At 60.0% G+C, this 25,983-nt stretch carries 23 protein-coding genes; 12 read left to right on the top strand and 11 right to left on the bottom strand.

From position 1 onward, the window contains the following. Window positions 1-31: 31 nt before the first annotated feature. A complete protein-coding gene (gene def, locus VD17_RS27690; RefSeq protein WP_046056612.1) occupies window positions 32-538 on the bottom strand; it encodes a peptide deformylase in 507 nt (168 codons plus the stop codon). 172 nt (window positions 539-710) lie between these two features. Between def and VD17_RS27685 the strand changes: the two genes are divergently transcribed. The 3 genes from VD17_RS27685 (at window position 711) to VD17_RS27675 (ending at window position 3,532) form a co-directional block, all read left to right on the top strand. Continuing rightward, window positions 711-1,736: a LysM peptidoglycan-binding domain-containing protein gene (locus VD17_RS27685; RefSeq protein WP_046056611.1), complete on the top strand. Its 1,026-nt coding sequence runs from the start codon at window positions 711-713 to the stop codon at window positions 1,734-1,736. Window positions 1,737-1,816: 80 nt separating this feature from the next. After that, window positions 1,817-2,920, top strand: coding sequence for a DNA-processing protein DprA (gene dprA, locus VD17_RS27680; RefSeq protein WP_046056610.1), 1,104 nt, complete (start codon window positions 1,817-1,819; stop codon window positions 2,918-2,920). A gap of 54 nt (window positions 2,921-2,974) precedes the next feature. Then, window positions 2,975-3,532, top strand: coding sequence for an L-threonylcarbamoyladenylate synthase (locus tag VD17_RS27675; protein WP_046056609.1), 558 nt, complete (start codon window positions 2,975-2,977; stop codon window positions 3,530-3,532). A 133-nt stretch (window positions 3,533-3,665) separates the two neighbouring features. On the opposite strand, the gene VD17_RS27670 is transcribed toward VD17_RS27675, so the two are convergent. Further along, window positions 3,666-4,643, bottom strand: coding sequence for an NADPH:quinone reductase (locus tag VD17_RS27670; RefSeq protein ID WP_046056608.1), 978 nt, complete (start codon window positions 4,641-4,643; stop codon window positions 3,666-3,668). A 178-nt stretch (window positions 4,644-4,821) separates the two neighbouring features. On the opposite strand from VD17_RS27670, the gene hemF reads away from it, so the two are divergent. Both hemF and aroE read left to right on the top strand, forming a co-directional pair. After that, entirely contained in the window at window positions 4,822-5,736 is a 915-nt protein-coding gene (gene hemF, locus VD17_RS27665; RefSeq protein WP_046056607.1) for an oxygen-dependent coproporphyrinogen oxidase, read from the top strand. A 13-nt stretch (window positions 5,737-5,749) separates the two neighbouring features. After that, window positions 5,750-6,571, top strand: a complete 822-nt coding sequence (gene aroE / locus VD17_RS27660) for a shikimate dehydrogenase (RefSeq protein ID WP_046056606.1) — start codon at window positions 5,750-5,752, stop codon at window positions 6,569-6,571. Between the two features lie 130 nt (window positions 6,572-6,701). Here the strand turns inward: aroE and VD17_RS27655 are convergent, their stop codons facing one another. From VD17_RS27655 to betC, 3 genes are all read right to left on the bottom strand, one after another. Beyond that, the gene (locus VD17_RS27655; protein WP_046056605.1) at window positions 6,702-8,270 is read right to left on the bottom strand and encodes a SulP family inorganic anion transporter; all 1,569 of its coding nucleotides are present in this window, start codon (window positions 8,268-8,270) and stop codon (window positions 6,702-6,704) included. Between the two features lie 278 nt (window positions 8,271-8,548). Continuing rightward, window positions 8,549-9,469 carry a choline ABC transporter substrate-binding protein gene (gene choX / locus VD17_RS27650; protein WP_046056604.1) on the bottom strand — a complete coding sequence of 307 codons (921 nt, stop codon included), beginning with the start codon at window positions 9,467-9,469 and terminating at the stop codon, window positions 8,549-8,551. Window positions 9,470-9,485: 16 nt separating this feature from the next. Then, window positions 9,486-11,000 (bottom strand): choline-sulfatase, encoded by a 1,515-nt coding sequence (gene betC, locus VD17_RS27645; protein ID WP_046056603.1) that lies wholly within the window; start codon window positions 10,998-11,000, stop codon window positions 9,486-9,488. 114 nt (window positions 11,001-11,114) lie between these two features. Here betC and VD17_RS27640 point away from each other — a divergent pair, with 114 nt between their 5' ends. Beyond that, entirely contained in the window at window positions 11,115-12,065 is a 951-nt protein-coding gene (locus VD17_RS27640; protein WP_046056602.1) for a choline sulfate utilization transcriptional regulator, read from the top strand. 104 nt (window positions 12,066-12,169) lie between these two features. Here VD17_RS27640 and VD17_RS27635 read toward each other — a convergent pair whose 3' ends face one another. Next, window positions 12,170-12,835 (bottom strand): NAD(P)-dependent oxidoreductase, encoded by a 666-nt coding sequence (locus VD17_RS27635; RefSeq protein WP_046056601.1) that lies wholly within the window; start codon window positions 12,833-12,835, stop codon window positions 12,170-12,172. A gap of 82 nt (window positions 12,836-12,917) precedes the next feature. Here VD17_RS27635 and VD17_RS27630 point away from each other — a divergent pair, with 82 nt between their 5' ends. After that, on the top strand, window positions 12,918-13,244 hold the full coding sequence (locus tag VD17_RS27630) for a DOPA 4,5-dioxygenase family protein (RefSeq protein WP_046056600.1): 327 nt from the start codon (window positions 12,918-12,920) through the stop codon (window positions 13,242-13,244). 5 nt (window positions 13,245-13,249) lie between these two features. Here VD17_RS27630 and VD17_RS27625 read toward each other — a convergent pair whose 3' ends face one another. Beyond that, complete coding sequence (locus VD17_RS27625; protein ID WP_046056599.1) at window positions 13,250-13,651, bottom strand: GFA family protein; 402 nt, start codon at window positions 13,649-13,651, stop codon at window positions 13,250-13,252. Window positions 13,652-13,970: 319 nt separating this feature from the next. Between VD17_RS27625 and VD17_RS27620 the strand changes: the two genes are divergently transcribed. The 4 genes from VD17_RS27620 (at window position 13,971) to VD17_RS27605 (ending at window position 19,576) form a co-directional block, all read left to right on the top strand. Next, complete coding sequence (locus VD17_RS27620) at window positions 13,971-15,278, top strand: CitMHS family transporter (RefSeq protein WP_046056598.1); 1,308 nt, start codon at window positions 13,971-13,973, stop codon at window positions 15,276-15,278. Window positions 15,279-15,363: 85 nt separating this feature from the next. After that, entirely contained in the window at window positions 15,364-16,131 is a 768-nt protein-coding gene (locus VD17_RS27615) for a TerC family protein (protein ID WP_046056597.1), read from the top strand. A 214-nt stretch (window positions 16,132-16,345) separates the two neighbouring features. Then, window positions 16,346-18,004 carry a Na/Pi cotransporter family protein gene (locus tag VD17_RS27610; RefSeq protein WP_046056596.1) on the top strand — a complete coding sequence of 553 codons (1,659 nt, stop codon included), beginning with the start codon at window positions 16,346-16,348 and terminating at the stop codon, window positions 18,002-18,004. Window positions 18,005-18,199: 195 nt separating this feature from the next. Beyond that, the gene (locus tag VD17_RS27605) at window positions 18,200-19,576 is read left to right on the top strand and encodes a M16 family metallopeptidase (RefSeq protein WP_046056595.1); all 1,377 of its coding nucleotides are present in this window, start codon (window positions 18,200-18,202) and stop codon (window positions 19,574-19,576) included. Between the two features lie 159 nt (window positions 19,577-19,735). Here VD17_RS27605 and VD17_RS27600 read toward each other — a convergent pair whose 3' ends face one another. The 4 genes from VD17_RS27600 to VD17_RS27585 form a co-directional block, all read right to left on the bottom strand. Further along, window positions 19,736-20,290 (bottom strand): tetratricopeptide repeat protein, encoded by a 555-nt coding sequence (locus tag VD17_RS27600; protein ID WP_046056594.1) that lies wholly within the window; start codon window positions 20,288-20,290, stop codon window positions 19,736-19,738. A 224-nt stretch (window positions 20,291-20,514) separates the two neighbouring features. Beyond that, window positions 20,515-21,798: a glutamate-1-semialdehyde 2,1-aminomutase gene (gene hemL / locus VD17_RS27595; protein WP_046056593.1), complete on the bottom strand. Its 1,284-nt coding sequence runs from the start codon at window positions 21,796-21,798 to the stop codon at window positions 20,515-20,517. Window positions 21,799-21,813: 15 nt separating this feature from the next. Continuing rightward, window positions 21,814-22,437 (bottom strand): thiamine phosphate synthase, encoded by a 624-nt coding sequence (thiE, locus tag VD17_RS27590; RefSeq protein WP_046056592.1) that lies wholly within the window; start codon window positions 22,435-22,437, stop codon window positions 21,814-21,816. 32 nt (window positions 22,438-22,469) lie between these two features. Continuing rightward, window positions 22,470-23,267: a hydroxymethylpyrimidine/phosphomethylpyrimidine kinase gene (locus tag VD17_RS27585; RefSeq protein ID WP_008152868.1), complete on the bottom strand. Its 798-nt coding sequence runs from the start codon at window positions 23,265-23,267 to the stop codon at window positions 22,470-22,472. A 325-nt stretch (window positions 23,268-23,592) separates the two neighbouring features. Here VD17_RS27585 and VD17_RS27580 point away from each other — a divergent pair, with 325 nt between their 5' ends. Next, the gene (locus VD17_RS27580; protein ID WP_046056591.1) at window positions 23,593-25,977 is read left to right on the top strand and encodes a hybrid sensor histidine kinase/response regulator; all 2,385 of its coding nucleotides are present in this window, start codon (window positions 23,593-23,595) and stop codon (window positions 25,975-25,977) included. Window positions 25,978-25,983 lie beyond the last annotated feature (6 nt).

Raw genomic sequence — 25,983 nt, 5'->3', positions numbered from 1 at the left:
CTTGCCGCAGCAAGCCTTTGAAAGGAGGGCATCAAGCGTTCTGGCGATGGAGCTTTTCCAGTTTCTTCTTGATTCGGTCGCGTTTGAGATTGGACAGGTAGTCAACGAACAATTTGCCGTTCAGGTGGTCGCATTCATGCTGGATGCAAACGGCGAGCAGGCCTTCGGCGATCAGTTCGTAAGGCTGGCCGTCGCGGTCCAGGGCCTTGATTTTGACCTTCTGTGGGCGATCGACGTTTTCGTAGAAGCCCGGCACCGAGAGGCAGCCTTCCTGATATTGCTCCATCTCGTCGGTCAGGGTTTCGAACTCGGGGTTGATGAACACCCGTGGTTCGCTGCGGTCTTCGGAGAGGTCCATCACGACGATACGTTTGTGCACGTTGACTTGGGTCGCGGCGAGGCCGATGCCTGGCGCTTCATACATTGTTTCAAACATGTCATCGACCAACTGACGCACTTCGTCGTCCACTACGGCCACAGGTTTGGCGATAGTGCGCAGGCGCGAATCGGGGAATTCGAGGATGTCTAAAATGGCCATAAGCTTAATTGCTGCACGTTTGAGGTAATGTCGGGTCGATGGCCTGGCGGGTCCGAAGATGCAGGCTACCGTTGTAAAACGTAGCTTCCTTCTCTTTTTGGTAAAGAGTCGGGAGCGAGCCACGAGGGCTCTGGCGTTCTACGCGAATGCACATAATAAAGGGATTCACCGCATGAGGAAATCACTACTCGCCTTGCTCCTTCTGGCCTCGGCTGGTTTGGCGCACGGGCAAGTGCAACTCAAGGAAGGTTTTCCACAGCAATACACCGTGGTATCGGGTGACACACTGTGGGACATATCGGGAAAATACCTCCAAGAGCCGTGGAAGTGGCCGGAGCTATGGCAAGCCAATCCACAGATCGAAAACCCCAATCTCATCTATCCCGGGGATTCGTTGACGCTGGTCTACATCAATGGCCAGCCGCGCCTGACCCTCAATCGCGGCGCTTCCTGGGGCACCATCAAGCTTTCGCCACGGGTGCGCAGCTCGCCGGTGGCCGATGCGATTCCTAGCATTCCGCTGCGATCAATCAACAGTTTTCTGTTGAGCAACCGCATCGTCGACAAGGTCGAGGATTTCGACAAGGCGCCCTACATTGTCGCCGGAGATGCCGAGCGCGTGCTCAGCGGCACGGGTGACCGCATCTTCGCCCGTGGCCATTTCGACCCGAACCAGCCGATCTACGGCATCTTCCGTCAAGGCAAGGTCTATACCGACCCCGAGACCAAGGAGTTCCTGGGGATCAATGCCGACGACATCGGCGGCGGCGAGATTGTCGCCACTGAAGGCGATGTCGCCACCCTCGCCCTGCAACGCACAACCCAGGAGGTTCGACTCGGTGACCGCTTGTTCAGCGGTGAAGAACGCTCCATCAACTCGACCTTCATGCCCAGTGCACCGAAAACGCCTGTCTCGGGTTTGATCATCGATGTGCCGCGCGGGGTGACCCAGATTGGCGCGATGGACGTGGTCACGCTGAACAAGGGCCAGCGCGATGGCCTGGCCGAAGGCAACGTGTTGGTGGTAATGAAAACCGGCGAAACCGTGCGTGACCGGATCACCGGTCAGCCACTGAAAATCCCCGATGAGCGTGCCGGTCTGCTGATGGTTTTCCGCACCTACGACAAGCTCAGCTACGGGCTGGTGCTCTACGCCTCGCGCTCGTTGGCGGTGCTGGACAAGGTGCGAAATCCATAAGCAGGCTCCACAAGTTACCAACAGAGTTATCCACAGCTTATTCCCGTTTGAACGGGGCTCATAACGATCAAGGATGATCCATGTCGCTGCCTGCTTTTGCACCGGTTTCCCCTGCGGAACTGGAAGCTCGTTTACGTTTGCATCGCCTGCCGGAACTCGGTCCTGCGCGTTTCAAGAAATTGCTTGAGGCCTTCGGCTCGGCGTCCAAGGCGATTAGCGCGCCGGCCAGTGCCTGGCGCTCGCTGGGTTTGCCCCTCGCTTGCGCGGAGGCCAGGCGCTCCAGTGAAATCCGTGATGGCGCAAGCCATGCATTGGCCTGGTTAGAGCGTCCGGGCCAGCATTTACTGATGTGGGACCAATCTGACTATCCGGCACTGCTGGCGGAAATCAGTGATGCGCCGCCGCTGTTATTCGTGGCGGGCGATCCCGGCATTCTGGAAAAACCGCAGGTGGCGATGGTCGGCAGCCGTCGCGCTTCGCGGCCGGGCATGGACACCGCCGCCGCCTTTTCCCGCAGTTTGGCCGGCGCCGGTTTTGTCATTACCAGCGGTTTGGCGCTGGGCATTGATGCCGCCGCCCATCAAGCCGCTTTGGACGTGGGCGGGCGAACGGTCGGTGTACTTGGCACGGGACTTGAAAAGTTTTATCCACAGCGCAATCGACGGCTGGCAGACGCGATGATCGCCTCGGGCAGCGCGGTGCTTTCGGAGTTCCCTCTGGACGCCGGGCCGACCGCCAGTAACTTCCCCCGGCGCAATCGGATCATCAGCGGGTTATCCCTGGGTGTGCTGGTGGTCGAGGCAAGTGTCGCCAGCGGTTCACTGATTACCGCGAGACTGGCGGCGGAACAAGGGCGCGAGGTGTATGCGATCCCAGGGTCGATCCACCACCCCGGTGCAAAGGGTTGTCATCAGCTGATCCGCGACGGTGCGGTGCTGGTGGAAACCATCGAGCATATCCTCGAAGCATTGCGCGGTTGGCAGCAGTTGCCGTTATCCACACAGACGACACCAGTGGTGACACATCCGTTGCTCATGCTGCTGCATGCCGCGCCCCACACCTGTGAAGCGTTGTCCGTCGCCAGCGGCTGGGCCTTGCCGAAAGTGCTGGCGGCACTGACGGAGCTGGAAATGGATGGCCGGGCAGTCTGCGAAAGCGGGCGATGGTTTGCGCGGGTGAGCTAGGTTTTATAAGGAAGATCGGTAAACTGCGCAGAGCCTTATTCCGGAGAGTTTTTCATGGTGAACAGTTGGCGTGTGCAACAAGCCGCACGAGCCATTCGCGCAGGCGCGGTAATTGCCTACCCAACCGAAGCGGTCTGGGGCCTGGGTTGCGACCCGTGGGACGAAGAGGCGGTCTATCGTCTGCTGGCGATCAAGGGCCGGTCGGTGGAAAAAGGGTTGATTCTGGTAGCCGACAACATTCGCCAGTTCGACTTCCTCTTCGAAGACTTTCCTGAGTTGTGGATGGATCGCATGGCCAGCACCTGGCCAGGGCCGAACACCTGGCTGGTGCCGCATCAGAATATGTTGCCGCAGTGGATTACCGGCGTGCATGAAACGGTGGCATTGCGGGTCAGTGATCACCCGTTGGTGCGGGATTTGTGCGCGGTGGTCGGGCCGTTGGTTTCAACGTCGGCCAACCCACAGGGCCAACCGGCGGCGCGGACGCGGATTCGCGTCGAGCAGTATTTCCGTGGGCAGGTGGATTACGTGTTGGGTGGGAATCTGGGTGGGCGCAAGAATCCGAGCGTGATCCGCGATCTGGCGACGGGCAAGGTTGTGCGCCCGGATTAAATGTGGCGAGGGGGCTTGCCCCCGTTGGACTGCGCAGCAGTCCCCAATCTGCGCTCTGACAGTTAGAACGAATTGCTCAATGGCGGGTGCTTCGCACCCGAACGGGGGCAAGCCCCCTCGCCACAGTTCGCTGTCAGGGCAACAGAACAGTCGAGCCAGTCGTACGCCGCGCCGACAACTCGGTCTGCGCCTTAGCTGCATCAGCCAATGGATACCGCTGGCTGATGTCCACCTTCAGCTTGCCACTGATGATCATCTCAAACAGCTCATCCGCCATACGCTGCAGGTTCTCGGCATTGTTGGCGTAAGTCGCGAGCGTAGGGCGAGTCACGTACAGCGAACCCTTCGCCGACAGAATGCCCAGGTTCACTCCGTCTACCGCGCCCGACGCATTGCCGAAGCTCACCACCAGACCGCGAGGCGCCGTGCTATCAAGCGAAGTCAGCCACGTGTCCTTGCCGACGCCGTCGTACACCACCGGGACTTTTTTCCCGTCAGTCAATTCCAGTACGCGCTGTGCGACGTTTTCATGGCTGTAGTCGATGGTCGCCCAAGCGCCGTTGGCCTTGGCCAGTGCGGCTTTCTCCGGTGAGCTGACCGTGCCGATCAACTTCACGCCCAACGCTTTGGCCCATTGGCAAGCCAGGGAGCCGACGCCACCCGCGGCAGCGTGGAACAGGATGGTTTCGCCGCCCTTGAGTTCATACGTCTGACGCAGCAGGTACTGCACGGTCAGGCCCTTGAGCATTACGCCGGCGGCCTGTTCGAAGCTGATCGCGTCCGGCAGAAGGACCAGATTGGCCTCCGGCAACACGTGAATGTCGCTGTAGGCGCCCAATGGACCGCTGCCATACGCCACGCGATCACCGACCTTGAACCGGGTGACATCACTGCCCACCGCCTCGACCACGCCCGCGCCTTCCGAGCCCAGGCCCGATGGCAGGGCTGGCGGCGCATAGAGGCCGCTGCGGTAATAGGTGTCGATGAAATTCAGGCCAATGGCCTTGTTGGTCACGCGAACCTGCTGCGGACCGGGCTCGGCGGGTTGGTAGTCAACATACTCGAGCACTTCGGGGCCGCCATGGGCGCGGAACTGGATACGCTTAGCCATCAGAACTCTCCTTAGGTCTTGGCTACTGGAGTTGTAGCGCGAAGCTCCCTATCGAACTCTCATGCTTGATCTTCGTCAACTGCGGCAGGCCCACCTGCAATGTTATGCTACGCGCCCATTTGCGCCGGCCCTGCTCCGATGGAGCGCCGCGTAGCTTTGCCCGATTCAAGGTGATGACATGACGACCCGCACCGAGGCCGTAAAAGCCTACCTGCTTGACCTGCAAGACCGCATTTGCGCGGCCCTCGAAGCTGAAGACGGCGGCACGCAGTTCATCGAAGACGCCTGGACCCGACCTGCCGGCGGTGGCGGTCGCACCCGGGTGATCGAAAACGGCGCGGTCATCGAAAAGGGCGGCGTCAACTTTTCCCACGTCTTCGGCAGCGGTCTCCCACCCTCCGCCAGCGCCCATCGGCCAGAATTGGCCGGCCGTGGCTTCGAAGCGCTTGGCGTGTCTTTGGTTATTCATCCGCACAACCCGCACGTGCCGACGTCCCACGCCAACGTGCGCTTTTTCATCGCTGAAAAAGAAGGCGAAGAACCGGTCTGGTGGTTCGGCGGTGGCTTCGACCTGACCCCTTACTACGGCAATGAAGAAGACTGTGTGCACTGGCACCGCGTCGCCGAACAGGCCTGCGCGCCGTTCGGCCCGGACGTCTACCCACGCTATAAGGCCTGGTGCGACAGCTACTTCCACATCAAGCATCGCCACGAGCCGCGCGGCATCGGCGGCCTGTTCTTCGATGACTTGAACGAGTGGGACTTCGACACCAGCTTCGCCTTCATGCGTGCCATCGGTGACGCGTTCATCGACGCCTACCTGCCGATCGTGCAGCGCCGCAAAAATGATGCGTTTACCGCTAAACAGCGTGAATTCCAGGAATTCCGCCGTGGGCGCTACGTTGAATTCAACCTGGTCTACGACCGCGGCACGCTGTTCGGTCTGCAATCGGGCGGGCGTACCGAGTCGATCCTGATGTCTCTGCCGCCGCAAGTACGCTGGAGCTACGACTGGAAATCCGAGCCGGGCAGCGAAGAAGCGCGGCTGACCGAGTACTTCCTGCAAGACCGCGATTGGTTGGCCAAGGCCTGAACGAGGAATTCTGATGGACCGTTACGTCGTATTCGGTAACCCGATTGGCCACAGCAAGTCGCCGCTGATTCACCGTCTGTTCGCCGAGCAGACGGCTCAGAAACTGGACTACAGCACGTTGCTGGCGCCCCTCGACGATTTTTCCACCTGCGCCCGGACGTTTTTCCTCGAAGGTCGCGGAGCGAATGTGACGGTGCCATTCAAGGAAGAGGCCTATCGTCTGGCGAACAGTCTGACAGCGCGGGCGCAGCGGGCTGGTGCGGTGAACACGTTGAGCAAACTGGCCGATGGCAGCCTGCTGGGCGACAACACCGATGGCGCCGGACTGGTGCGAGACCTGACGGTCAACGCCGGTTTCAGCCTCAAGGGCAAACGCATCCTGCTGCTCGGTGCTGGCGGCGCGGTGCGCGGTGCGCTGGAGCCGTTGCTGGCCGAGCAACCCGCCTCGGTGATCATTGCCAACCGCACGGTGGAAAAAGCCGAACTGTTGGCGGAATTGTTCGCGGACCTGGGGCCGGTGTCGGCCAGTGGCTTTGATTGGTTGAAGGAGTCGGTGGACCTGATCATCAATGCGACGTCCGCCAGTCTGTCAGGGGATGTACCGCCGATTGCGAGCAGTTTGATCGAGCCGGGCAAAACGGTGTGCTACGACATGATGTACGGCAAGGAGCCGACCTCGTTCTGTCGTTGGGCCACTGAACATGGCGCGGCGGTGTCGATGGATGGCTTGGGGATGCTCGCTGAACAAGCGGCAGAAGCCTTCTTCCTATGGCGCGGCGTGCGTCCGGATACGGCGCCGGTGCTGGCTGAACTCCGCCGCCAACTCGCGCTCTAGGCTTTTGTGGCGAGGGGGCTTGCCCCCGTTCGGCCGCGAAGCGGTCGTGGCTTCTTGGGGGACGGCTTCGCCGTCCAACGGGGGCAAGCCCCCTCGCCACAGGTTATGCTTTCGTCATCACAGTGGTGTTTCAGTCCTCAAACCGGATCGGGCATTTTTCCGCCCCTTCCAGCTTCCTCAATTCTTCCACCACCTGCGGCCGCGCCCGCCGCAGGGTCAGGCTGCGATCCTGGCGCAATAGCCGTCGCGCTTCCTGATGCAGCATCTCCACGCCTGAATAGTCGATGAAGTTGATCTGCTGCGCTTCGATCACCACGCGCGCGCCGTGCATCCGCTGCAGGCGTACTTGCAGGTAATGGCTGGCGCCAAAAAAGATCGAACCGCCAACCCGCAGAATGTCTTCATCCCCATCTCGCCAATGCTGGACCCTCGGTTGCGAGGTGCGTTTGAGGTAGAAGAACAGCGAAGCCAGCACCCCGGCGTAGATCGCGGTCTGCAATTCCAGCAGCAGCGTGGCGACACAGGTCAGCGCCATGACCAGGAACTCAGCGCGGCTGACCCGCAACAACGCGCGAATGCCGCGATGATCCACCAGCCCCCAGGCGATCAACAGAATGCTGCCGGCCATGGCCGGGATCGGAATGTGCGCGATCAAATTCGCGCCGAAGATGGCGAACAGCGCCACCCACAACGCCGAAAAAACGCCGGCCATCGGCGAACAGGCACCCGCTTCGTAGCTCAGGCCGGAGCGGGTGAAGGAACCGGCTGACAGCGAGCCGGAAAAAAACGCTCCGACCATGTTCGATAAACCCTGGGCGCGGACTTCCTGATTGGCGTCGAGCAACTGCTGGGAGCGGGCCGACAAGGATCGGGCAATCGACAGACTGGTGACCAGCCCGAGCATGCCCACCGCCACCGCGCTGGGTAGCAAGCGCAAAATCAGGTCCAGATCCAGCGGCAGCGGGCTGAAGGGCGGCAGCCGCCCGACAAACGCGCTGACCAACTTCACATGACCGAACATCGATGGCCAGAGCCAGACCAGCAATCCGCTCAGCGCCAGGGTGATCAACAGCGTCGGCCAGCGCGGCAGGAGCAATTTCAGGATCACGCCCACGACGACCGTCGCCAGGCCCAGCATTAGCGACGGTTTATCCACTTCGCCGAGATGACTGAACAGCATCATCAAACTGTTCAGCGCTGTTGCCTGGTTGGGCAAGTCTAGCCCCAGCAGGTTCGGCAGTTGGCCGATGGCAATCACCACCGCCGCGCCGAGGGTGAAACCCAGCACCACCGAGTGCGAGACGAAATTCACCAAGGCGCCGAATCGCAGCAAACCGAGCAGCCACTGGAAAATGCCGGCAAGCAGCGTCAGCAACAGGATCAGAGTGACGTAGTCCTCTGACGCCGGAACGGCCAGCGGACTGACGCTGGCGTACAAGACAATAGAAATCGCCGCCGTAGGCCCGCAGATCAGGTGCCACGAAGAACCCCAGAGACAGGCGATCAGCACCGGGATAATCGCCGCGTACAGACCGTATTCAGGTGGGAGACCGGCGATCAGCGCGTAGGCAATGGATTGCGGCAACGCGAGAATCGCACCGCTGAGGCCGACGATCAGGTCACGACCGACGCTGGCGCGGGTTTGCCGAGGCAACCAGCTGAGGAAGGGGAAGAGCGAATGGCGGCTTGGGAAGGCCATGGGTCCTCTCGGGTGAGATTTTGCGCAAGGGTAGCAGGGTGTGAGGGGTGTCAGTTTGATTGACCCCTCACCCTAACCCTCCCGAAACGTCGGACCGCCCCAGAGGGTAGAGGGGACTGACCGAGTTGTTTTCTCAAGCTACATCGACCTGAAATGTCGAGGTGAACGCAGGATTTGAAAAGCATAGAGATCGGCCCCCTTTCCCCCTCTCCCCTATGGGGAGAGGGTTGGGGTGAGGGGTGGATCCTGAGCCAGACACAGAATTCACCATCACCCGATCAAAGCTTCGCTTTCACCGCCCCCAATGCATCCTTCCCATCCACGGTCTTCACCCCATCCAGCCACTTATCCAGCATCGCCGGATTAGCCTTGATCCATGCCTTGGCCGCATCAGCGTTGCTGACCTTCTTGTTCACCACCTCGGCCATGATGCTGTTCTCCATTTCCTGGGTGAAACTCAGGTTGGTGAGCAGTTTGCCGACATTCGGGCAGGCCTGTGCATAACCTTTGCGGGTCAGGGTGTGGACGCTGCCGGTGTCGCCGAAGTACTTCTCGCCGCCCTTGAGGTAATGCATTTTCAGCTGCACGTTCATCGGGTGCGGGGTCCAGCCGAGAAAGGTCACGAACTTCTGTTTTTTCACCGCGCGAGACACTTCGGCCAGCATTGCCTGCTCGCTGGACTCGACCAATTTCCACTGGCCCATGTCGAAGTCGTTCTTCTTGATGATTTCCTGCAAGGAGATGTTGGCGGGAGCGCCGGAGCCGATGCCGTAGATTTTCTTGTCGAACTTGTCGGCGTATTTGTTCAGGTCGGAAAAGTTATGCACACCCGCGTCCCAGACGTAATCCGGGACGGCGAGCGTGAATTCGGTGCCATCGAGGTTCTTCGCCAGTTGCGTGACATCGCCGGTGGCCACGAACTTGTCGTAGAAACCCTGTTGTGCTGGCATCCAGTTACCGAGAAACACGTCGACCTGACCATCTTTCAAGCCGCCAAAGGTGATCGGCACCGCCAGCGTGTCGACCTTGGCCTTGTAACCCATGCCGTCCAGCAGAAACCCGGTGATGGCGTTGGTCGCGGCGATGTCGCTCCAGCCAGGGTCGGCCATTTTCACCGTCTCGCAACTCTGATCGGCATACGCCGATGCACTGCCCAGAGCCAGAAGCCCGACCGTCATTGCTGTGGATAACCTACGCATGGCATTCCCCTTAACATTATTGGTTTTGGCAGGGTTGTGGATAACGTGCTTTACGCTCCAGATCGTCGAGGTCGATGTGGTTGCGCATGTACTGCTGACTGGCGTCCACCAGCGGCTGGTGATCCCAGCTCTTCAGTTTGCCGATGGTTAATGCATCGGCAACAAAACGTCGGCGCCGTTGGCTGGCGAGCACTTGTTGGTGGATCGCCGGGATATCCCATTTGGCTCGGGCTTCAGCGAGAAATTCATCGAAAATAGGCCGATGTTGCTGCGATTTGCTGAGTTCCTCCAGTTCGCGCGGGTCGTTATGTACATCGAAGAGTAGGCAAGGGTCGTCTTCGCTGTAGATGAATTTGTAGGCGCCGCGGCGAATCATCATCAGCGGGCTGATGGTGCCTTCAGCCATGTATTCGCCAAAGACCTCGTCATGACCGCCCTGCCCTTGCAGATGCGAGACCAGCGAGCGGCCGTCCAGCGGCAGGCCTGGCTCCAATGAGCCGCCGGCCAACTCCACAAACGTCGGCAGCAGATCGGCGGTGGAAACTGCAGCACTAACCCGGCCAGCCCCGAATTGCCCCGGCGCACTGATCAACAGCGGTACGCGGGCGGCCATTTCGTACCAGTGCATTTTGTACCAGAGCCCACGCTCGCCAAGCATGTCGCCGTGGTCGCCGGAGAACACAATGATGGTGTCGTCGATCAGCCCGGTATCGTCGAGTGTTTGCAGGAGTTTGCCGACGTTGCTGTCGATATAGCTGCACGCACCGAAGTACGCACGGCGTGCATCGCGAATCTTATCCACAGGCAGTGGTTTGTCCCACAGGTCATAAACTTTGAGCAAACGCTGGGAGTGCGGATCGAGTTCGGACTGGGCCGGGGTTTCAGGCAATGGGATGTCGGCGTCGTCGTACATATCCCAGAAGGCCTTGGGAATAGTGTACGGGTCGTGTGGGTGAGTCATGGAAACGGTCAGGCAAAACGGCTGATCGCCATCCTCTCGAATGTGATCGAACAAATACTGCTGCGCCTTGAACACCACCTCTTCGTCGAAATCCAGCTGATTGGTACGTACACACGGCCCGGCCTGCAGCACCGACGACATGTTGTGAAACCAGGTTGGACGCACGTCCGGCTCATCCCAGTTCACGGACCAGCCGTAATCGGCCGGGTAGATGTCACTGGTCAGGCGTTCTTCATAGCCGTGCAGCTGATCCGGTCCGCAGAAATGCATCTTGCCCGACAGCGCGGTGCGGTAGCCGAGTCGACGCAAGTAGTGGGCATAAGTCGGCACGTCGGCGGGGAAATCGGCCGCGTTGTCGTAGGCGCCGATCTTGCTCGGCAACTGACCGCTGACCAGGGTAAAACGCGACGGCGCGCACAGTGGGCTGTTGCAATAGGCGGCGTCGAACACCACGCCTTCGGCGGCGAGGCGGCTGAGATTGGGCAGTTTGATGGGCGAAGGGCCGTAGAACGGCAACATTGGCGCGGCCATCTGATCGGCCATGATGAAAAGAATATTCTTGCGCTTCATGTGATCGCGGCATTCCATAGTGAATATTTATGCGAGAGTGCTGCGATTGAGCATGTAGCCCAAGCAATTTGTGGTAAAGCCCATGCACGGCAATGACTAGGATAAGCACAGCTTATGTATGACGCCCTTGGTGATTTGTCTCTGGATTTGCTCCGCGCCTTTGAAGCGGCGGCCCGTCAGCGCAGTTTCACGGCTGCCGCGGTGGAGCTTGGCACCACGCAACCGGCCATCAGCCAGCAGATCAAACGGTTGGAAGAACAACTCGGGACGCGGCTGTTCGACCGGATCTATCGCGGCATCGAACTGACCGAGGCCGGGACGATCCTGTTTGAGCAGGTTCAGCTCGGTTTGCAGAACATCGACGCAGGATTGAGCGCGATCAGCGCACAGCACCAACATGAAGTGTTGCAGGTCGCCACCGATTTCGCCTTCGCCGCGTATTGGCTGATGCCGCGCCTGCACCGCTTTCATGCCGCCAATCCTCAAGTGGATGTCAGCCTGGTCACCAGCGAACGCAGCCTCAATATGCTGCGCACCGATATTGATGTGGCGGTGTTGTTTGGTGATGGTCGATTCAAGCAGGGCGAAAGCCATTGGCTGTTCAGCGAAGAAGTGTTTCCGGTGTGCAGCCCGCTGCTGTTGAAGGATCGTCCCCTGCCCTTGCCGGCCCAGTCATTACTGGAATTCCCGCTGCTACACCTTCGAGGCGAACACAGCAGCAACTGGTTCGATTGGAGCGGCGTGTTTCGTGAGTTGGGGATCGCTTCGGCACCTGCGCCCGGGCAATTGCGCTTCGACAATTACACGCTGCTGATTCAAGCGGCGATTGGCGGTCAAGGTGTGGCGATTGGCTGGCGGCACCTTGTGGATAACTTGCTGGCGCAGGGATTGTTATGCCGACCGATTACGGAAACGGTGATTTCCAGGCTCGGCTATTACGTGGTCCTGCCCCAGCGGAAACGGCGTGGTGCGCTGATTCAACAGTTTGTGGACTGGCTGATGGCTGAGCAGGCCAGCAGTGCGCAATCGCTGAATGGCTTACCGTTGCCGTCGATTGCCGTTTAAAAGCGAAAGATCGCAGCCTGCGGCAGCTCCTACAGTGGCTCCGCGTATCGGCAACGATCTTTGCCATGCGCGGCTCCTGTAGGCGCTGCCGAAGGCTGCGATCTTTACGGCTCTGAAGTCGCGACGAAGGTTACGTGCTCACCGACATGCAGGTTCAACCGCAATTCATCGGCAATCCCCACGGCCACCCGGCTCAACCGTTCAAGCGGTTCGGCGAGGCCCGACTCCAGGCTGCGGCTGACGTGGCTGAAATGCTCGATGGTCAGCCCGGGCACCCCGAGCGGCGCATTGATCAGTGTCCAGTGCAAGGTGCTGCTTTGCAGGGCCTCGCGGATTTCTTCGGCGGCGTGGCGTTGCAGTCGATCTTCTATCTCCGGATCGTCCAGTACCTCGAAATCGCCCACCAGAAACAGCCGGGTTATCCCCGAGGCCTGCATGCCATCGATCAGCGCATCCACCGCCAGCACTTGCTCGACCGGGCCCGGCACGATGGATTTTTCCACGTGCTCGCTGCTCATCGGCAACCCGGGTGCATCCAGCAGACAGATCACCGCCGAACAACCGGCGACACTCTGCTTGACCCGCTTGGCGTCGAACAAATCGCCAGTCTTGGTCCGCAGACCCGGGCGCGGCGCGAGCGCCGTCAGGTCATCGAGAATCGCGATCACTTCATGTTGGCGCCGCAGCATTTCAGCCATCAGCGCACTGCCCAGGCTACTCATGGCACCATAAAGCACCACTTTTACCACCGGGGTTTCGGCATTTTTCATGGCCGTGCTCCGTTCTTCCTATCTCTATGGCGTGTGACCTGTGGGAAACAACGCCGGTTCGACTCGGTTCAGAGGGTTTCAAATGCAGCGGATCAAGGGCTACCACGCCCATGTCTACTTCGACGCCAACACCCTTCCTCAGGCGCGAGCCTTGTGTGAGCAGGCAGCGCAATTGTTTCCAGTGAAGATGGGTCGCGTCCATGAACGCCCGGTGGGCCCGCACCCGGACTGGAGCTGCCAGTTGGCTTTCGAGCCGCAATACATCGGCGACGTGCTGCCCTGGCTTGCGCTCAACCGCAAGGGTTTGGTGGTGTTCCTGCACCCGGACACTGGCGACGATCTGCTCGACCACACCGAGCACGCCATCTGGATGGGCGCGATTCGGCCACTGGATCTGTCTATTTTTTGATCAGTTTACAACTGTTCCTCGGCTTCGCCGGGCAAATGTTCGTCCAGATGCAGCCAGGGCAGTCGGTTGTCAGTCCAGATATGTTTTTCGGCGGGTGCCTGCTCGGGATGATCGAGGGTGGCGATGGTCACGTCGATGCTGTCCGGGCTCAGGTGCGAGACCAGCGCCAGCTGCGCCCCACAGTTTCCGCAGAAATACCGCACGCAGGTTGTTGAAGAATCGTACTGCGCGGGTATCCCCTTCACCCATTCAAAGGCTGACGCGGGCACGGTGATCCAGGTGGTCACGATCCCGCCGCTGACCCGTCGGCAAATCGAACAATGACAGTGGGCGATATCGTGCAAAGGCCCGCTGAATTGATAGCGCAGATGTCCGCAGTGGCAGCCGCCTGTATGAATGTCGGCCATGTTTTTACCTCCTGCCCCGTATTCAGGGACTTTGAACCCGTCCGACGACCGGTTGCACATCTGGTCAATGCTTTCATCCGCGAAAGCTGGGTGAAAGCTTCCCCGATTAGGATCGCCCCCACTACCGGCAACAGACCGGTCGGCCAATGCCAGTGTTTTATCGCTCGCACAGCCCATTTAACAACAACAATGGTGATCCTGATGTCCTTTGCTACCCGCCACTTCGCTGTCACTCCGCCCATACGCCTCGTGCTTCCCGTTCTGCGCTGACCCACCCGGTTCGCCCATTCCCTAGCCGCGCTATGCCTGGAGTATTCCCATGCTGACTTTCCTTGGCTTTGCCATGGTCATCACGTTCATGTTCCTGATCATGACCAAGCGCCTTTCCGCGCTGATCGCTCTGATCATCATCCCGATCCTGTTCGCGCTGTTCGGTGGTTTCGCGCCGAAGATCGGCCCGATGATGCTCGAAGGCATCACCAAGCTCGCACCGACCGGTGTGATGCTGATGTTCGCCATTCTGTACTTCGCCCTGATGATCGATTCCGGCCTGTTCGACCCGGCCGTGCGCAAGATCCTCAAACTGGTCAAGGGCGACCCGTTGAAAGTTTCGGTCGGTACTGCCGTGCTGGCGCTGATCGTGTCCATGGACGGTGATGGCGCCACCACTTACATGATCTGCGTGGCTGCCATGCTGCCGCTCTACAGCCGCATCGGCATGAGCCCGCGGATCATGGCCGGTCTGATTATCCTCGCCGGTGGCGTGATGAACATGACCCCTTGGGGCGGTCCGACCGCTCGTGCGGCCAGTGCGCTGCATGTGGACCCGTCCGACATCTTCGTACCGATGATTCCGGCAATGCTGGCCGGCGTGGTGGCGATTCTGGCGATTGCCTACTTCTACGGTAAACGCGAGCGTGCACGTCTTGGTGAATTGCATCTGGTCGGTGATGAAATCGACCACAGTGAAATCACTGTTTCGCAATTCCCGGATGCCCGTCGTCCGAGTTTGATCTGGTTCAACGGCGCCCTGACCCTGGCCCTGATGGGCACCCTGGTCGCCGGTCTGTTGCCGCTGCCGGTGCTGTTCATGGTGGCGTTCAGTATCGCGATGATCGTCAACTACCCATGCCTGCAACAGCAGAAGGACCGCGTTGCGGCCCACGCCGGTAGCGTGCTGGCGGTGGTCGGCTTGATCTTCGCGGCCGGTATCTTCACCGGTATCCTGACGGGCACCGGCATGGTCGATGCGATGTCGAAAAGCCTGTTGGCGGTCATCCCGGACTTCCTCGGCCCGTACCTGGCAGTGATCACTGCACTGGTGAGCATGCCGTTCACATTCTTCATGTCGAACGATGCATTTTATTACGGCGTGTTACCGGTACTTGCGGAAGCCGCCAGCCATTACGGTATAACCGCGGTTGAAATGGCACGTGCCTCGATCGTCGGTCAGCCCGTCCACCTGTTGAGCCCGTTGGTACCATCGACCTACCTGTTGGTGGCCCTGGCCGGTATCGACTTCGGTGATCACCAGCGTTTCACCCTGAAGTGGGCAGTGCTGGTTTGCATGTGCATACTGATCGCCGCCTTGCTGATGGGGATTTTTCCGCTGTTCAGCACTCTATAAGCCCAAGACTCACCATGACGGGTCCAGGCTTTGTTGTTTGAAGCCTGGGCCCTTCGTGGTTTAACACTCGCACAAAGGAATACACATGGAATGGCTGACCAACCCTGAAATCTGGGTTGCCTTCTTCACCCTGACCGCCCTGGAAATCGTTCTGGGTATCGATAACATCATCATGATTTCGATCCTGGTCAGCCGCATGCCCAAGCACATGCAACAGCGCACCCGGATTTTCGGCCTGGCGCTGGCCATGGTTACGCGGATCCTGTTGCTCCTGTCGATCACTTGGGTCATGCGCCTTACCGCCGACTTGTTCGAAGTGTTCGGCCAGGGTTTTTCCGGGCGAGACCTGATCCTGTTCTTCGGTGGCCTGTTCCTGCTGTGGAAGAGCTCGCAAGAGATGTACCACGCGCTGGAAGGTGAAGACGAAACCAATGAGCAGCCGGGCGGCAAGGGCGGCAACTTCCTCTACACCATCATTCAGATCGCGATCATCGACATCGTGTTCTCGCTGGACTCGGTCATCACCGCCGTGGGCATGGTGTCCCACGTACCGGTCATGGTCGCGGCGATCATCGTTGCCGTGCTGGTGATGATGTGGGCTTCCGGCACCATCAGCGAGTTCATCGACAAACACCCGTCGCTGAAGATGCTGGCGCTGTCGTTCCTGTTGATCGTCGGCACTGTGCTGATTGCTGAATCCTTCGACGTTCACGTGCCAAAAGGCTACGTCTACTTCGCCATGGCGTTCTCGCTGGCGGTGGAAGCGATCAACATCAAGATGCGCACTGCGATGGCGAAAAAGCGCAAGCAGCCAGACCCAGTGAAACTGCGCAAGGACATTCCGGGTCAGTAACCCGGATGCCATGTGATGACAAAGGGGCCTTCGGGCCCCTTTTTCATCTCTGCATCAAGCTGTTTTTATGGCAGTTTTGTTTCAATCGCTACTTTAGCTGTGCGATGCTGGCGCGCAGACCGTTAGCCAACTACAGCTTAAGTACACGAACGTAGAACGTCGCGCGGCACCGTCAACTTGCCCCTTTGGGGCGCTACCACCACAGGGGGCCTGCATGCTCACCCTGCTCAATTTATTATCTGCCGTGGCCTTGTTGATTTGGGGCACGCACATCGTCCGAACCGGCATCCTGCGGGTCTACGGTTCCAACCTGCGCCATGTGATCGGCCGGAACATGTCCAAGCGCTGGCTGGCGTTCATCTCGGGGATCGTCGTGACCGCGATGGTCCAGAGCAGCAACGCAACCGCCATGCTCGTCACCTCCTTTGTCGGTCAGGGCCTGATGGCGCTGACCCCGGCCCTGGCGACCATGCTCGGGGCCGACGTCGGTACCGCGCTGATGGCGCGGGTGCTGACCTTTGATCTGTCATGGCTGTCACCGCTGCTGATCTTTCTCGGGGTGATTTTCTTCCTGTCGCGCAAACAGACCCGACTGGGCCAGATGGGCCGGGTCAGCATCGGACTGGGGCTGATCATTCTGGCGCTGCAACTGATCGTCGAGGCTGCCGCACCGATTACCCAGGCCCAAGGCGTGAAAGTGATTTTCGCCTCGCTGACCGGCGACATCTTGCTGGATGCCCTGGTCGGCGCGCTGTTTGCGATGGTTTCCTACTCCAGCCTGGCCGCCGTCCTGCTGACCGCGACCCTGGCCGGTGCCGCAGTGATTAGCCTGCCTGTCGCCATCGGCCTGGTGATCGGCGCCAACATCGGCAGCGGCATCCTCGCCTTCCTCAGCACCAGCATGCAGAACGCCGCCGGCCGCCAGGTGGCGTTGGGCAGTCTGCTGTACAAGTTGATCGGTCTGTTGCTGATCATCCCGGTGCTCGACCCGTTGGTGCACTGGATCGACAGCCTGGACTTCAGCCCTCAGGAAATGGTCATCGGCTTTCACCTGCTCTACAACACCGCGCGCTGCCTGCTCCTGCTGCCAAGTGTCGGACCGATGGCCAGGTTCTGTGCGTGGGTGCTGCCGGAGCGCCCGCAAGTCAACGGCACCGCCAAACCGCGGCATCTTGATCCGACGGCGCTGGTCACGCCCAGCCTGGCACTGGCGAATGCCGCCCGGGAAACCCTGCGTATCGGCGACCTGATCGACAACATGCTCGAGGCCATGCTCGACGTGCTGAACGGCAAGCAAACCGCCGTTACCCAGGAAATGCGGCGCCTGACCGATGATGTGGAATCGCTTTACAGTGCGATCAAGCTGTATCTGGCGCAAATGCCCCGTGAAGACCTCAGTGAGCAGGACAGCCGGCGTTGGGCAGAAATCATCGAGTTGGCGATCAACCTTAAACTCGCCAGCGACGTCATCGAACGCATGCTGCGCAAGGTTCAGCAGCAGAAAACCTCGCAGCGCCGGTCTTTTTCCGAGGTTGGCCTGGAAGAGTTGGCAGGGCTGCACAGTCAGTTGATTTCCAACCTGCGCCTGGGGTTGTCAGTGTTCCTCAGTGCCGACAAGGAAAGTGCCCGCCAGTTACTGCGTGAGAAACGTCGCTTTCGCGCACAGGAACGCCGCCTGGCCCATGCTCACGTGAGCCGGTTGCAACGTAAGATCGTGCAGAGTATCGAGACCAGCTCGTTGCACCTGGAGTTGATTGCCGATATGAAGCGTCTGAATTCGCTGTTTTGCAGCAGCGCCTATGTGGTGCTGGAAACTTCCGACACCGGCGCACTCATTGTCGATGATTTGGCTGACATCACGCATTCACCTTGAACGTCTGGCAGAGTGGTCAGTCAGTAACATTGATTCAGCATAAAGACTGCCTTCGCGAGCAGGCTCGCTCCCACAGTGGATCTTCGGTGTACTCGGAAATTGTGTCCGAGTCAGATCACCTGTGGGAGCGAGCCTGCTCGCGAAGGCGGCCTGGCTGACGACACGGATCTCCGATTGGTTGCCTGGAAACTCGTTATGCGTTGTTTGTTGTTCGCCTGTCTGTTGCTTGGCTCATTCCCTTCATTTGCCCTGGATCGCTTTCAGGTCGAGGGCTATACGTTGCCCAACGGCCTGCAATTGCTGCTCAAACCCGGTACCGAGCACGGGCATGTGGCGATTCGTCTGGTGGTCGGCGTCGGCATCGATGATTTCAGCTGCGCCGACAAGGAGCTGCCGCACCTGCTTGAGCACTTGCTGTTCAGCGGCATCGATGCCACGGGCGAGGGCGGGCTGGAAGAACGCATGCAGGCCCTGGGTGGCGAGTGGAACGCCTACACCAGTAATGCTGACACGACGTTCGTCATCGAAGCCCCGGCGAAAAACCAGCGCAAGGTCCTCGACCTGCTGCTGGCGCTGCTGACCCAGACCCGAATCGACGACAACGCCATCAACGCCGCCAAACAAGTGGTCGAGCGCGAAGACGGCGGCCATTACTCGCACCTGCAACGCTGGCTGGATCGTCAGGATCTTGGCCACACGGCGAGTAAACAACTGGCGGTGGAACTGGGCCTCAAATGCCCCGAGCGGCCTGAGGTCGATCACCTGACCCGCGATCAGCTGGAAAAGGTACGCAAGGCCTGGTACGCGCCCAACAACATGACCCTGATCGTCGTCGGCGACCTCGACCGGTTGCTGCCGTCCTATCTGGAACGGTCTTATGGCGCGCTTGAAGCGGTCGACCCGACCGATCACCCACCCCTGCCGGCGATCCAGGCCAGTGCTGCCCATGAGCGCACCCTGAGTCACGGTTTTGTCGGCGGCAGTGCCAAGTTGCATTGGCTGGTGCCAGAGCCGGTGCTGGAAGATCGGCACGACGAAACCTTCGACTTGCTCAAGGACTATCTGGACTGGGCGCTCTACCGCCAATTGCGCCTGGCCCATAGCTTGTCCTATGGGCCTTCGGCCGAGCGCGAGGTGTTTGGCGGTGTGGGCTTCATGAGCCTGAACGCGGACCTTGAGCGCGACGACGTGCCGGAGGCCGAGCAGGTGCTGGATGATCTGAAGGCCGGGTTGCTCAGGGACGGTCTCAATGCCCGCACCTTCAACCGCCTCAAAGAGGCCGCCATCGCCCGCCAGGCCTGGGCCGTGCAAGGCAACAGCGCGTTGGCCGATTATTACTGGAGTGCCCTTGGGGACTACGAGGATGGCCGTTTTGCCAACCCGGCCAAGGAACTGCAAGGGGTGACGCTGGAGGCAGCAAACAAGGCCATGCGTGAATTGCTGATGCAGCCGGGCTACCTGCGGATCGAAAAGCCGTTGATCAGTGATGATCAGTTTATTTGGGCGATTGCCGGGATGCTGGGGTTGCTTGTACTCAGTCTGTTGGCTTGGCGAATACATCGCCGAAAGTAACAGTTCCCTGTGGCGAGGGAGCTTTTGTGGCGAGGGGATTTATCCCCGTTCGGCTGCGCAGCAGTTGTAAAGTCAGCGAATGCGATTCACCTGAAAGAATGCGATGGCTGGTTGCAGGGCCGCTTCGCAGCCCAACGGGGATAAATCCCCTCGCCACAGTCAGGGAAGTGGTGAGAACGGCGTACGCCCATCGGCGCTCTGCAATTCCATCAGATATTTGCGGAAGATTTGCCCCAGCACCTGGGTCGCCACTTCAAGTTCTTCGCGGGGCATTTTCTCGGCGACTTCGTCGGCGGTGTCCAACGCTTCTTCAGCGCCATTGACCGCAGCCATTTTCAGCACGATATACGCCTGGACGTTATTGGCCGGTACGCCTTCACCGTGGAAGAACATGGAGCCGAGTTTGAATTGCGCCTGAGCATGGCCTTGCAACGAGGCCTTTTCGAAGTAGCCCAGGGCTTTTTTGAGGTCGCGCGGCGTATTTTTGCCGTCGTAGTAGAACTCACCCAACTCGTATTGCGCTTGCGCATCCCCTTCATCCGACGCTTTCTGGCAGTCGGCGAGAGCCTGCGCCAGATCTTGCGGCTGAGTATTGAGGGTGCAACGACCCATCGCTGGGATTAACAACGAGTTGCCGCCTGCTTGTGCGAGCGCGAGCAGGGGCTGAAGGAGCAACAGGCAGCCCAGTGCAAGGGCGCGGCCGGTGCGGTTCATGGGAATCGACTTACCTCTGAAGGGCGCGCGGACCCATCGAGGGATCCAATAAGCGCGCATTATGAAATAAGCAGGGCCAACCTTACAAAGTCTTTACTCGTTTTTCTGCTGCGCGGGGAATATATCGCCCACTTTGCTGGGAATTTTGAGCACAAGCGTAGGAATAAGGGCGGGAATGAAGGTGAAAGCTGACGCTGGCAATCGCCAACGTCAGCGACACAGCGTTATTTCAATGCAGCAAATGCGCGCTCGGCGGCATCCAGCGTCAGTTTCAGCTCGGTTTCGCCGTGGGCGATCGAGGTGAAGCCGGCTTCGAAGGCGCTCGGCGCCAGGTACACGCCGCCTTCGAGCATCAAGTGGAAGAAGCGCCCGAACAGGGCGGCGTCGCTGGCCATCACGTCGTCGAAGGTCACGATGTCGTCGGCACCGCTGAAGTACAGGCCGAACATGCCGCCGGCCTGTGTGGTCACGAACGGAATGCCCGCCGCATCGGCGCGCTGTTGCAAGCCATCGAGCAGGCGGCTGGTGTAGGCAGTCAACTCTGCGTGGAAGCCCGGGCGGCTGATCAGGCGCAGGGTCGTCAGGCCGGCGGCCATTGCCAGCGGATTACCCGACAAGGTGCCCGCCTGATAGACCGGGCCCAGTGGCGCAATGTGCGACATGATTTCGCGCTTGCCGCCGAAGCAGCCCACCGGCATGCCGCCACCGATGATTTTGCCGAAGGTGGTCAGGTCTGGATTCACGCCGTAGTGGGCTTGTGCGCCGCCGAGGGCGACACGGAAACCAGTCATCACTTCGTCGAAAATCAGTACCACGCCATGCTTGTCGCACAGGGTGCGCAGGCCTTCGAGGAAACCTGGCGCCGGCGGTACGCAGTTCATGTTGCCGGCCACTGGCTCGACGATGATGCACGCCACGTCCTGGCCGACTTCGGCGAGCATGGTTGCTACGGCGTCGATGTCGTTGAACGGCAGGGTCAGGGTGTGTTTGGCAAAGGCCGCCGGCACACCGGCCGAGCTCGGCACGCCTTGGGTCAGGGCGCCGGAGCCGGCCTTGACCAGCAGGCTGTCGGAGTGACCGTGGTAGCAGCCTTCGAACTTGATGATGCTGTCGCGGCCGGTGAAACCTCGGGCCAGACGGATCGCACTCATGGTCGCTTCGGTGCCGGAGCTGACCATGCGCACCATTTCCATCGATGGCACGATCGAGCAGACCAGATCAGCCATCTGGGTTTCCATCTCGGTCGGTGCGCCGTAGGACAGTCCATGCTCAAGCTGTTTGCGCACGGCGTCCAGTACGTCGGGGTGGCTGTGGCCAAGAATCATCGGCCCCCAGGAACCGACGTAGTCCACATACCGCTTGTTGTCTTCGTCGGTGACGTAGGCGCCTTCCGCGTGTTTGAAGAACAACGGCGTGCCGCCCACGCTTTTGAAGGCGCGAACAGGCGAGTTCACGCCACCGGGAATGTGTTTCTGGGCATTGGCAAACAGCGTTTCGGAACGAGACATGATCGGGCTCTCAAATCAGATTTTCAGTAATTCGTTGAATGCGCGGGCGCGGCGTGTCACTTCAGCCGTGCTCTCGGCGCCAAACAGGCCATGGACCACCGCCAGCAGATCAACCCCGTGGGCCACCAGTGGCGCGGCGTTGTCCAGGGTGATGCCGCCAATCGCGCAGATCGGCAGGTGCAGTTTGCTGCGGGCCTGGTCGAGCAATTCGAGGCTGCAAGTCGGTGCGCCGGGTTTGGTGTTGGAGTTGAAGAAACGACCGAAGGCGACGTAACTGGCGCCTTCCTTGGCTGCTTGCTCGGCGAGTTCGAGTTGCGCGTGGCAGGTCGAACCGATGATCGCCTGGCGACCGAGCAATGCGCGGGCCGGGGTCAGCGGGCCATCGGTCTGACCCAGGTGCACGCCGACGTTCAGGCGTGCGGCCAGTTCGGCATCGTCGTTGATGATCAGCTGGGTCTTGTAGCGTTCGCACAGATCGCGCAAGGCTTCGGCCTCGCGCAGGCGGCGGGCCTCGTCGCTGCTCTTGTCGCGGTATTGCAGCAGGGTGACGCCGCCTTCCAGCGCCGCCTCCACGTACGAAAGAAATTTACCTGCCAGCAGTTGGCTATCGGTAATGGCGTACAGGCCACGTAGCTTCATCGGGCAATCCTTTTTGCTTTACGCATGGACAGTTACGAACAGAAATCCAGCGGCAGGCGGCGCGGCACGAACTGGCCTTTGCCCAACTGCTCCGCATCACGCAGGGTGCGCCACGTGTAGTTAAGCGCGGTCTGCACGGCACTGGCGAGATTTTCGCCGAGGGCCAGACGACCGGCGAGGGCACTGGCCAGCGTGCAACCGGAGCCGTGATAACTGCCGGGCAAGCGCTGGCAGGTGAAGGTTTCGCGGTGACCGTCGCGGCTGTACAGGCGGTTGTGGATTTCGTGTTCATCGCCATGGCCGCCAGTGATCAGCAGGTGTTTGACGAATGGCAGGAGTTTTTCAGCGCACTCGTCCGCGGTGCCTTCGGGCAGTTCGGCGAGGATGCGGGCTTCGGGAAGGTTTGGGGTGGCGATGATCGACAGAGGCAGCAGGCGCTCGCGCATGGCATAGCCGACTTCGTCCTTGCCCAGGCGTCCGCCGCCACCGGCGCGCAGCACGGGGTCGCAGACCACCGGCAAATGCGGGTGCGCCGACAACAGTTCGACCACGGTGTCGACCATTTCCAGGGAACCGAGCATGCCCAGTTTCACCGCCGCGACCGTCGAGTCGTTGAGCACGGCATTGGCCTGGGCCAACACCCACTCACGGTCGAGGACGCGGAAGTCAGTGACGTTGACCGTGTCTTGCACGGTCAGGGCGGTGACGGCCGGGGCTGCATGACAACCCTGAGCGAGCAGGGCTTCGATATCTGCCTGCAAGCCGGCGCCACCACTTGGGTCGTGGCCGGAGAGACAGAGGACAACGGGGCGAGAGCTGTAGATATTCATGGTGCGCGAGCTTACCACCAAACATCTTTTTTCGGGTGCCCCCCAATGAGTCATAACGCGGCCTGGGCCGAACGCCGGCTTCGCCAGCTGCTACAGGGAGCAGGGCATTGTCACAATCTGACCGGAGAAACAGCTCTAGCCCAATGCATTTAGCTGGAACGCCCGTTCTAGAGCCTTTGTAGGAAAAATTTCAATGGTGTTCAATGGCCACCAACGGCTATGCTAGAGTGGATCCAAATCAATAACAGGTAATACCGGTTTTACGTCTACTCAAAAGGAATGAGGGGCTTCCTGAGATAACCGGACAGGCCACGCTGGGGCTTAAATGCGCTATTTGCTGATGTTGCTGTTGTGCTTGCCTCTCATGGCGAGTGCAGTCGAATTCGACGAGTTCACTCAAAGCCTTCCCCTGGGCCGAACCTTGCAAGTGTTCGAAGACGCGGGCGGTCAGGCGAACATCGCCGATGTCCGTGCGCAAGCCGCGGCCGGAAACTTTAAACCCCACGACAAAGCCACCCTCAACGCCGGTTACTCGCGTTCAGTGTTCTGGCTGAAAATCGACCTGCATTACCGCCCGGACAACCCCGCGGTGCAACGCACCTGGTTGCTCGAACTGGCCTATCCGCCCCTTGATCACATTGATCTCTATTTGCCCGATGCGGCCGGTGGCTATCAACTGGCACGTCAGACCGGCGATGCCTTGCCGTTCGACAGTCGCGAAATCCGCCAGAACAACTACCTGTTCGATCTGAACTTCACTCCTGATCAAGCGCAAACCCTGTACCTGCGCCTGCAAAGTGAAGGGTCGATCCAGGCGCCGGTCACCCTATGGTCGAGCACTGCTTACCTGGAAGCGCAACCCATCCGACTTTATGTGCTGGGGCTGATCTACGGCGTGTTGCTGGGGATGCTGGTGTACAACCTGTTCATCTATCTCAGCGTGCGCGATACCAGCTACCTCTATTACATCTTCTATATCGCCTCGTTCGGCTTGTATCAGCTGTCAGTGAATGGCGCGGCGGTGGAATATTTCTGGCCGAACAATCCTTGGTGGGCCAACGCAGCGACGCCGTTTTTCATCGGTTGCGCAGGCCTGTTCGGCAGCCAGTTCGCGCGCAGCTTCTTGCAGACGGCAACCCACAGTCGTTGGCTCGACCGCTTACTGCTGGCATTGATTGCGTTTAGCGCGGTGGTGGTCGGGTTGTCGTTGATGACCAGTTACGCACTGGCCCTGCGCCTGGCGACGGCGCTGGCACTGATCTTCACCGTAGTGATTTTTGCCGCAGGGATTTTCGCCTGGCTGCGTGGTCTGCGAGTGGCGCGTTATTTCATTATTGCCTGGTCGGCGTTTTTACTCGGCGGCATCGTCAACACCTTGATGGTGCTGGGTTACCTGCCAAACGTGTTCCTGACCATGTATTCCAGCCAGATTGGCTCGGCGATAGAAGTGGCGCTGCTGTCCCTGGCGCTGGCCGATCGCATTAATGCCATGCGCGAGCAACAGGCGCAGACCCTGTTCGATGCCGGTCAAACGCTTGAAGTGCTCAACCAGCAACTGGCTCGCAGTAACAAGCTCAAGGACGAATTCCTCGCCACCCTGACCCACGAACTGCGCACGCCCATGAACGGTGTGATCGGCTCGCTGGAGTTGATGCAGACCGTCGAGATGGACCCGGAGCTGGAGCAATACCAGCAAACGGCCGCCGGTTCCGCGCGAGACATGATGCGCATGGTCAACGGCATCCTCACCCTGACCGAGTTGCAGGCCGGCAAGCTCAAGACCTATCCGGCCGTTTTCAGTTTGCGCGGCGTGGTCGAGGCTTTGCGCCTGCAGTTCGAGGGCAACGCGTTGAGCAAGTCGCTGGACTTCAAAGTCGAGGTCACGCCGGGGCTGCCGGATCGCTTGCACGGTGACAGCGCCAAGTTGGCGCAATGCCTGGAGTGCCTGCTGGATAACGCGATCAAGTTCACTCGGATCGGCGGACTGGCGCTGCGGGTGACGGGTAAACCCGTGGCGCCCGACCGATTGGCCCTGTCCTTTGCGGTGATCGACACCGGCATCGGCTTCACCGATCTGGGGGAGGCGACACTGTATCAGCGGTTCTTCCAGCTCGATGGCTCGATGACCCGTGAATACGGCGGTCTGGGCGTCGGCCTGGCGATCTGTCGGCAACTGGTCGAATTGCTCGGTGGAAAACTGACCCACCGCTCCGAGCTTGGTCGCGGCAGCCGCTTCCAGCTCGACGTCGAGTTCGAACTGCCTGTGGTGGAGCGGCCGTCAGTGCCCTTGATGACCCGGGAATTTCCTCGTCTGCGGCTGCCTCAGGACTGCACCGTCCTGCTGGTTGATGACAACAGCATCAATCAGCTGGTGATGCGTGGCATGTTGCTCAAGCTGGGCTTCCGGGTTCGCACCGCCGACAACGGGGCTAGCGCGATCGATCACTTGCAGCGCGAAACCTTCGATGCGGTATTGCTCGATTGCCAGCCTCCATCTCTGGGTGGCACGTCCCTTTGTTGCCAGATACGCGCGTTGCCGGGCTGCGCCGAACTGCCGGTGTTCGTGATTGCCTTGAGCATTGATCGGGAACGCTGCCCGACCGGTGCCTTGATCGATTACCTGAGCAAGCCGGTGAAATTCGAGGACCTGCAGGCAGCGCTCTATCGCCGGGTGCTGTGTCCAAGACAGGGTGAAAGCGCCGACAGTTAGGCAGAT

Origin of the sequence: Pseudomonas fluorescens, assembly GCF_000968015.1 — a bacterium.
In the GTDB taxonomy this organism is placed as follows: domain Bacteria; phylum Pseudomonadota; class Gammaproteobacteria; order Pseudomonadales; family Pseudomonadaceae; genus Aquipseudomonas; species Aquipseudomonas fluorescens_W.
Note: the sequence above shows the minus strand (reverse complement) of the source record. Positions and strands in the feature narration are given on the sequence as shown.

Bases quoted from the DNA above. Each gene is read 5' to 3' on its own strand.
- def (WP_046056612.1), bottom strand. From the start codon at position 538: ATGGCCATTTTAGACATCCTCGAATTCCCCGATTCGCGCCTGCGCACT.
- VD17_RS27685 (WP_046056611.1), top strand. From the start codon at position 711: ATGAGGAAATCACTACTCGCCTTGCTCCTTCTGGCCTCGGCTGGTTTG.
- dprA (WP_046056610.1), top strand. From the start codon at position 1,817: ATGTCGCTGCCTGCTTTTGCACCGGTTTCCCCTGCGGAACTGGAAGCT.
- VD17_RS27675 (WP_046056609.1), top strand. From the start codon at position 2,975: ATGGTGAACAGTTGGCGTGTGCAACAAGCCGCACGAGCCATTCGCGCA.
- VD17_RS27670 (WP_046056608.1), bottom strand. From the start codon at position 4,643: ATGGCTAAGCGTATCCAGTTCCGCGCCCATGGCGGCCCCGAAGTGCTC.
- hemF (WP_046056607.1), top strand. From the start codon at position 4,822: ATGACGACCCGCACCGAGGCCGTAAAAGCCTACCTGCTTGACCTGCAA.
- aroE (WP_046056606.1), top strand. From the start codon at position 5,750: ATGGACCGTTACGTCGTATTCGGTAACCCGATTGGCCACAGCAAGTCG.
- VD17_RS27655 (WP_046056605.1), bottom strand. From the start codon at position 8,270: ATGGCCTTCCCAAGCCGCCATTCGCTCTTCCCCTTCCTCAGCTGGTTG.
- choX (WP_046056604.1), bottom strand. From the start codon at position 9,469: ATGCGTAGGTTATCCACAGCAATGACGGTCGGGCTTCTGGCTCTGGGC.
- betC (WP_046056603.1), bottom strand. From the start codon at position 11,000: ATGAAGCGCAAGAATATTCTTTTCATCATGGCCGATCAGATGGCCGCG.
- VD17_RS27640 (WP_046056602.1), top strand. From the start codon at position 11,115: ATGTATGACGCCCTTGGTGATTTGTCTCTGGATTTGCTCCGCGCCTTT.
- VD17_RS27635 (WP_046056601.1), bottom strand. From the start codon at position 12,835: ATGAAAAATGCCGAAACCCCGGTGGTAAAAGTGGTGCTTTATGGTGCC.
- VD17_RS27630 (WP_046056600.1), top strand. From the start codon at position 12,918: ATGCAGCGGATCAAGGGCTACCACGCCCATGTCTACTTCGACGCCAAC.
- VD17_RS27625 (WP_046056599.1), bottom strand. From the start codon at position 13,651: ATGGCCGACATTCATACAGGCGGCTGCCACTGCGGACATCTGCGCTAT.
- VD17_RS27620 (WP_046056598.1), top strand. From the start codon at position 13,971: ATGCTGACTTTCCTTGGCTTTGCCATGGTCATCACGTTCATGTTCCTG.
- VD17_RS27615 (WP_046056597.1), top strand. From the start codon at position 15,364: ATGGAATGGCTGACCAACCCTGAAATCTGGGTTGCCTTCTTCACCCTG.
- VD17_RS27610 (WP_046056596.1), top strand. From the start codon at position 16,346: ATGCTCACCCTGCTCAATTTATTATCTGCCGTGGCCTTGTTGATTTGG.
- VD17_RS27605 (WP_046056595.1), top strand. From the start codon at position 18,200: ATGCGTTGTTTGTTGTTCGCCTGTCTGTTGCTTGGCTCATTCCCTTCA.
- VD17_RS27600 (WP_046056594.1), bottom strand. From the start codon at position 20,290: ATGAACCGCACCGGCCGCGCCCTTGCACTGGGCTGCCTGTTGCTCCTT.
- hemL (WP_046056593.1), bottom strand. From the start codon at position 21,798: ATGTCTCGTTCCGAAACGCTGTTTGCCAATGCCCAGAAACACATTCCC.
- thiE (WP_046056592.1), bottom strand. From the start codon at position 22,437: ATGAAGCTACGTGGCCTGTACGCCATTACCGATAGCCAACTGCTGGCA.
- VD17_RS27585 (WP_008152868.1), bottom strand. From the start codon at position 23,267: ATGAATATCTACAGCTCTCGCCCCGTTGTCCTCTGTCTCTCCGGCCAC.
- VD17_RS27580 (WP_046056591.1), top strand. From the start codon at position 23,593: ATGCGCTATTTGCTGATGTTGCTGTTGTGCTTGCCTCTCATGGCGAGT.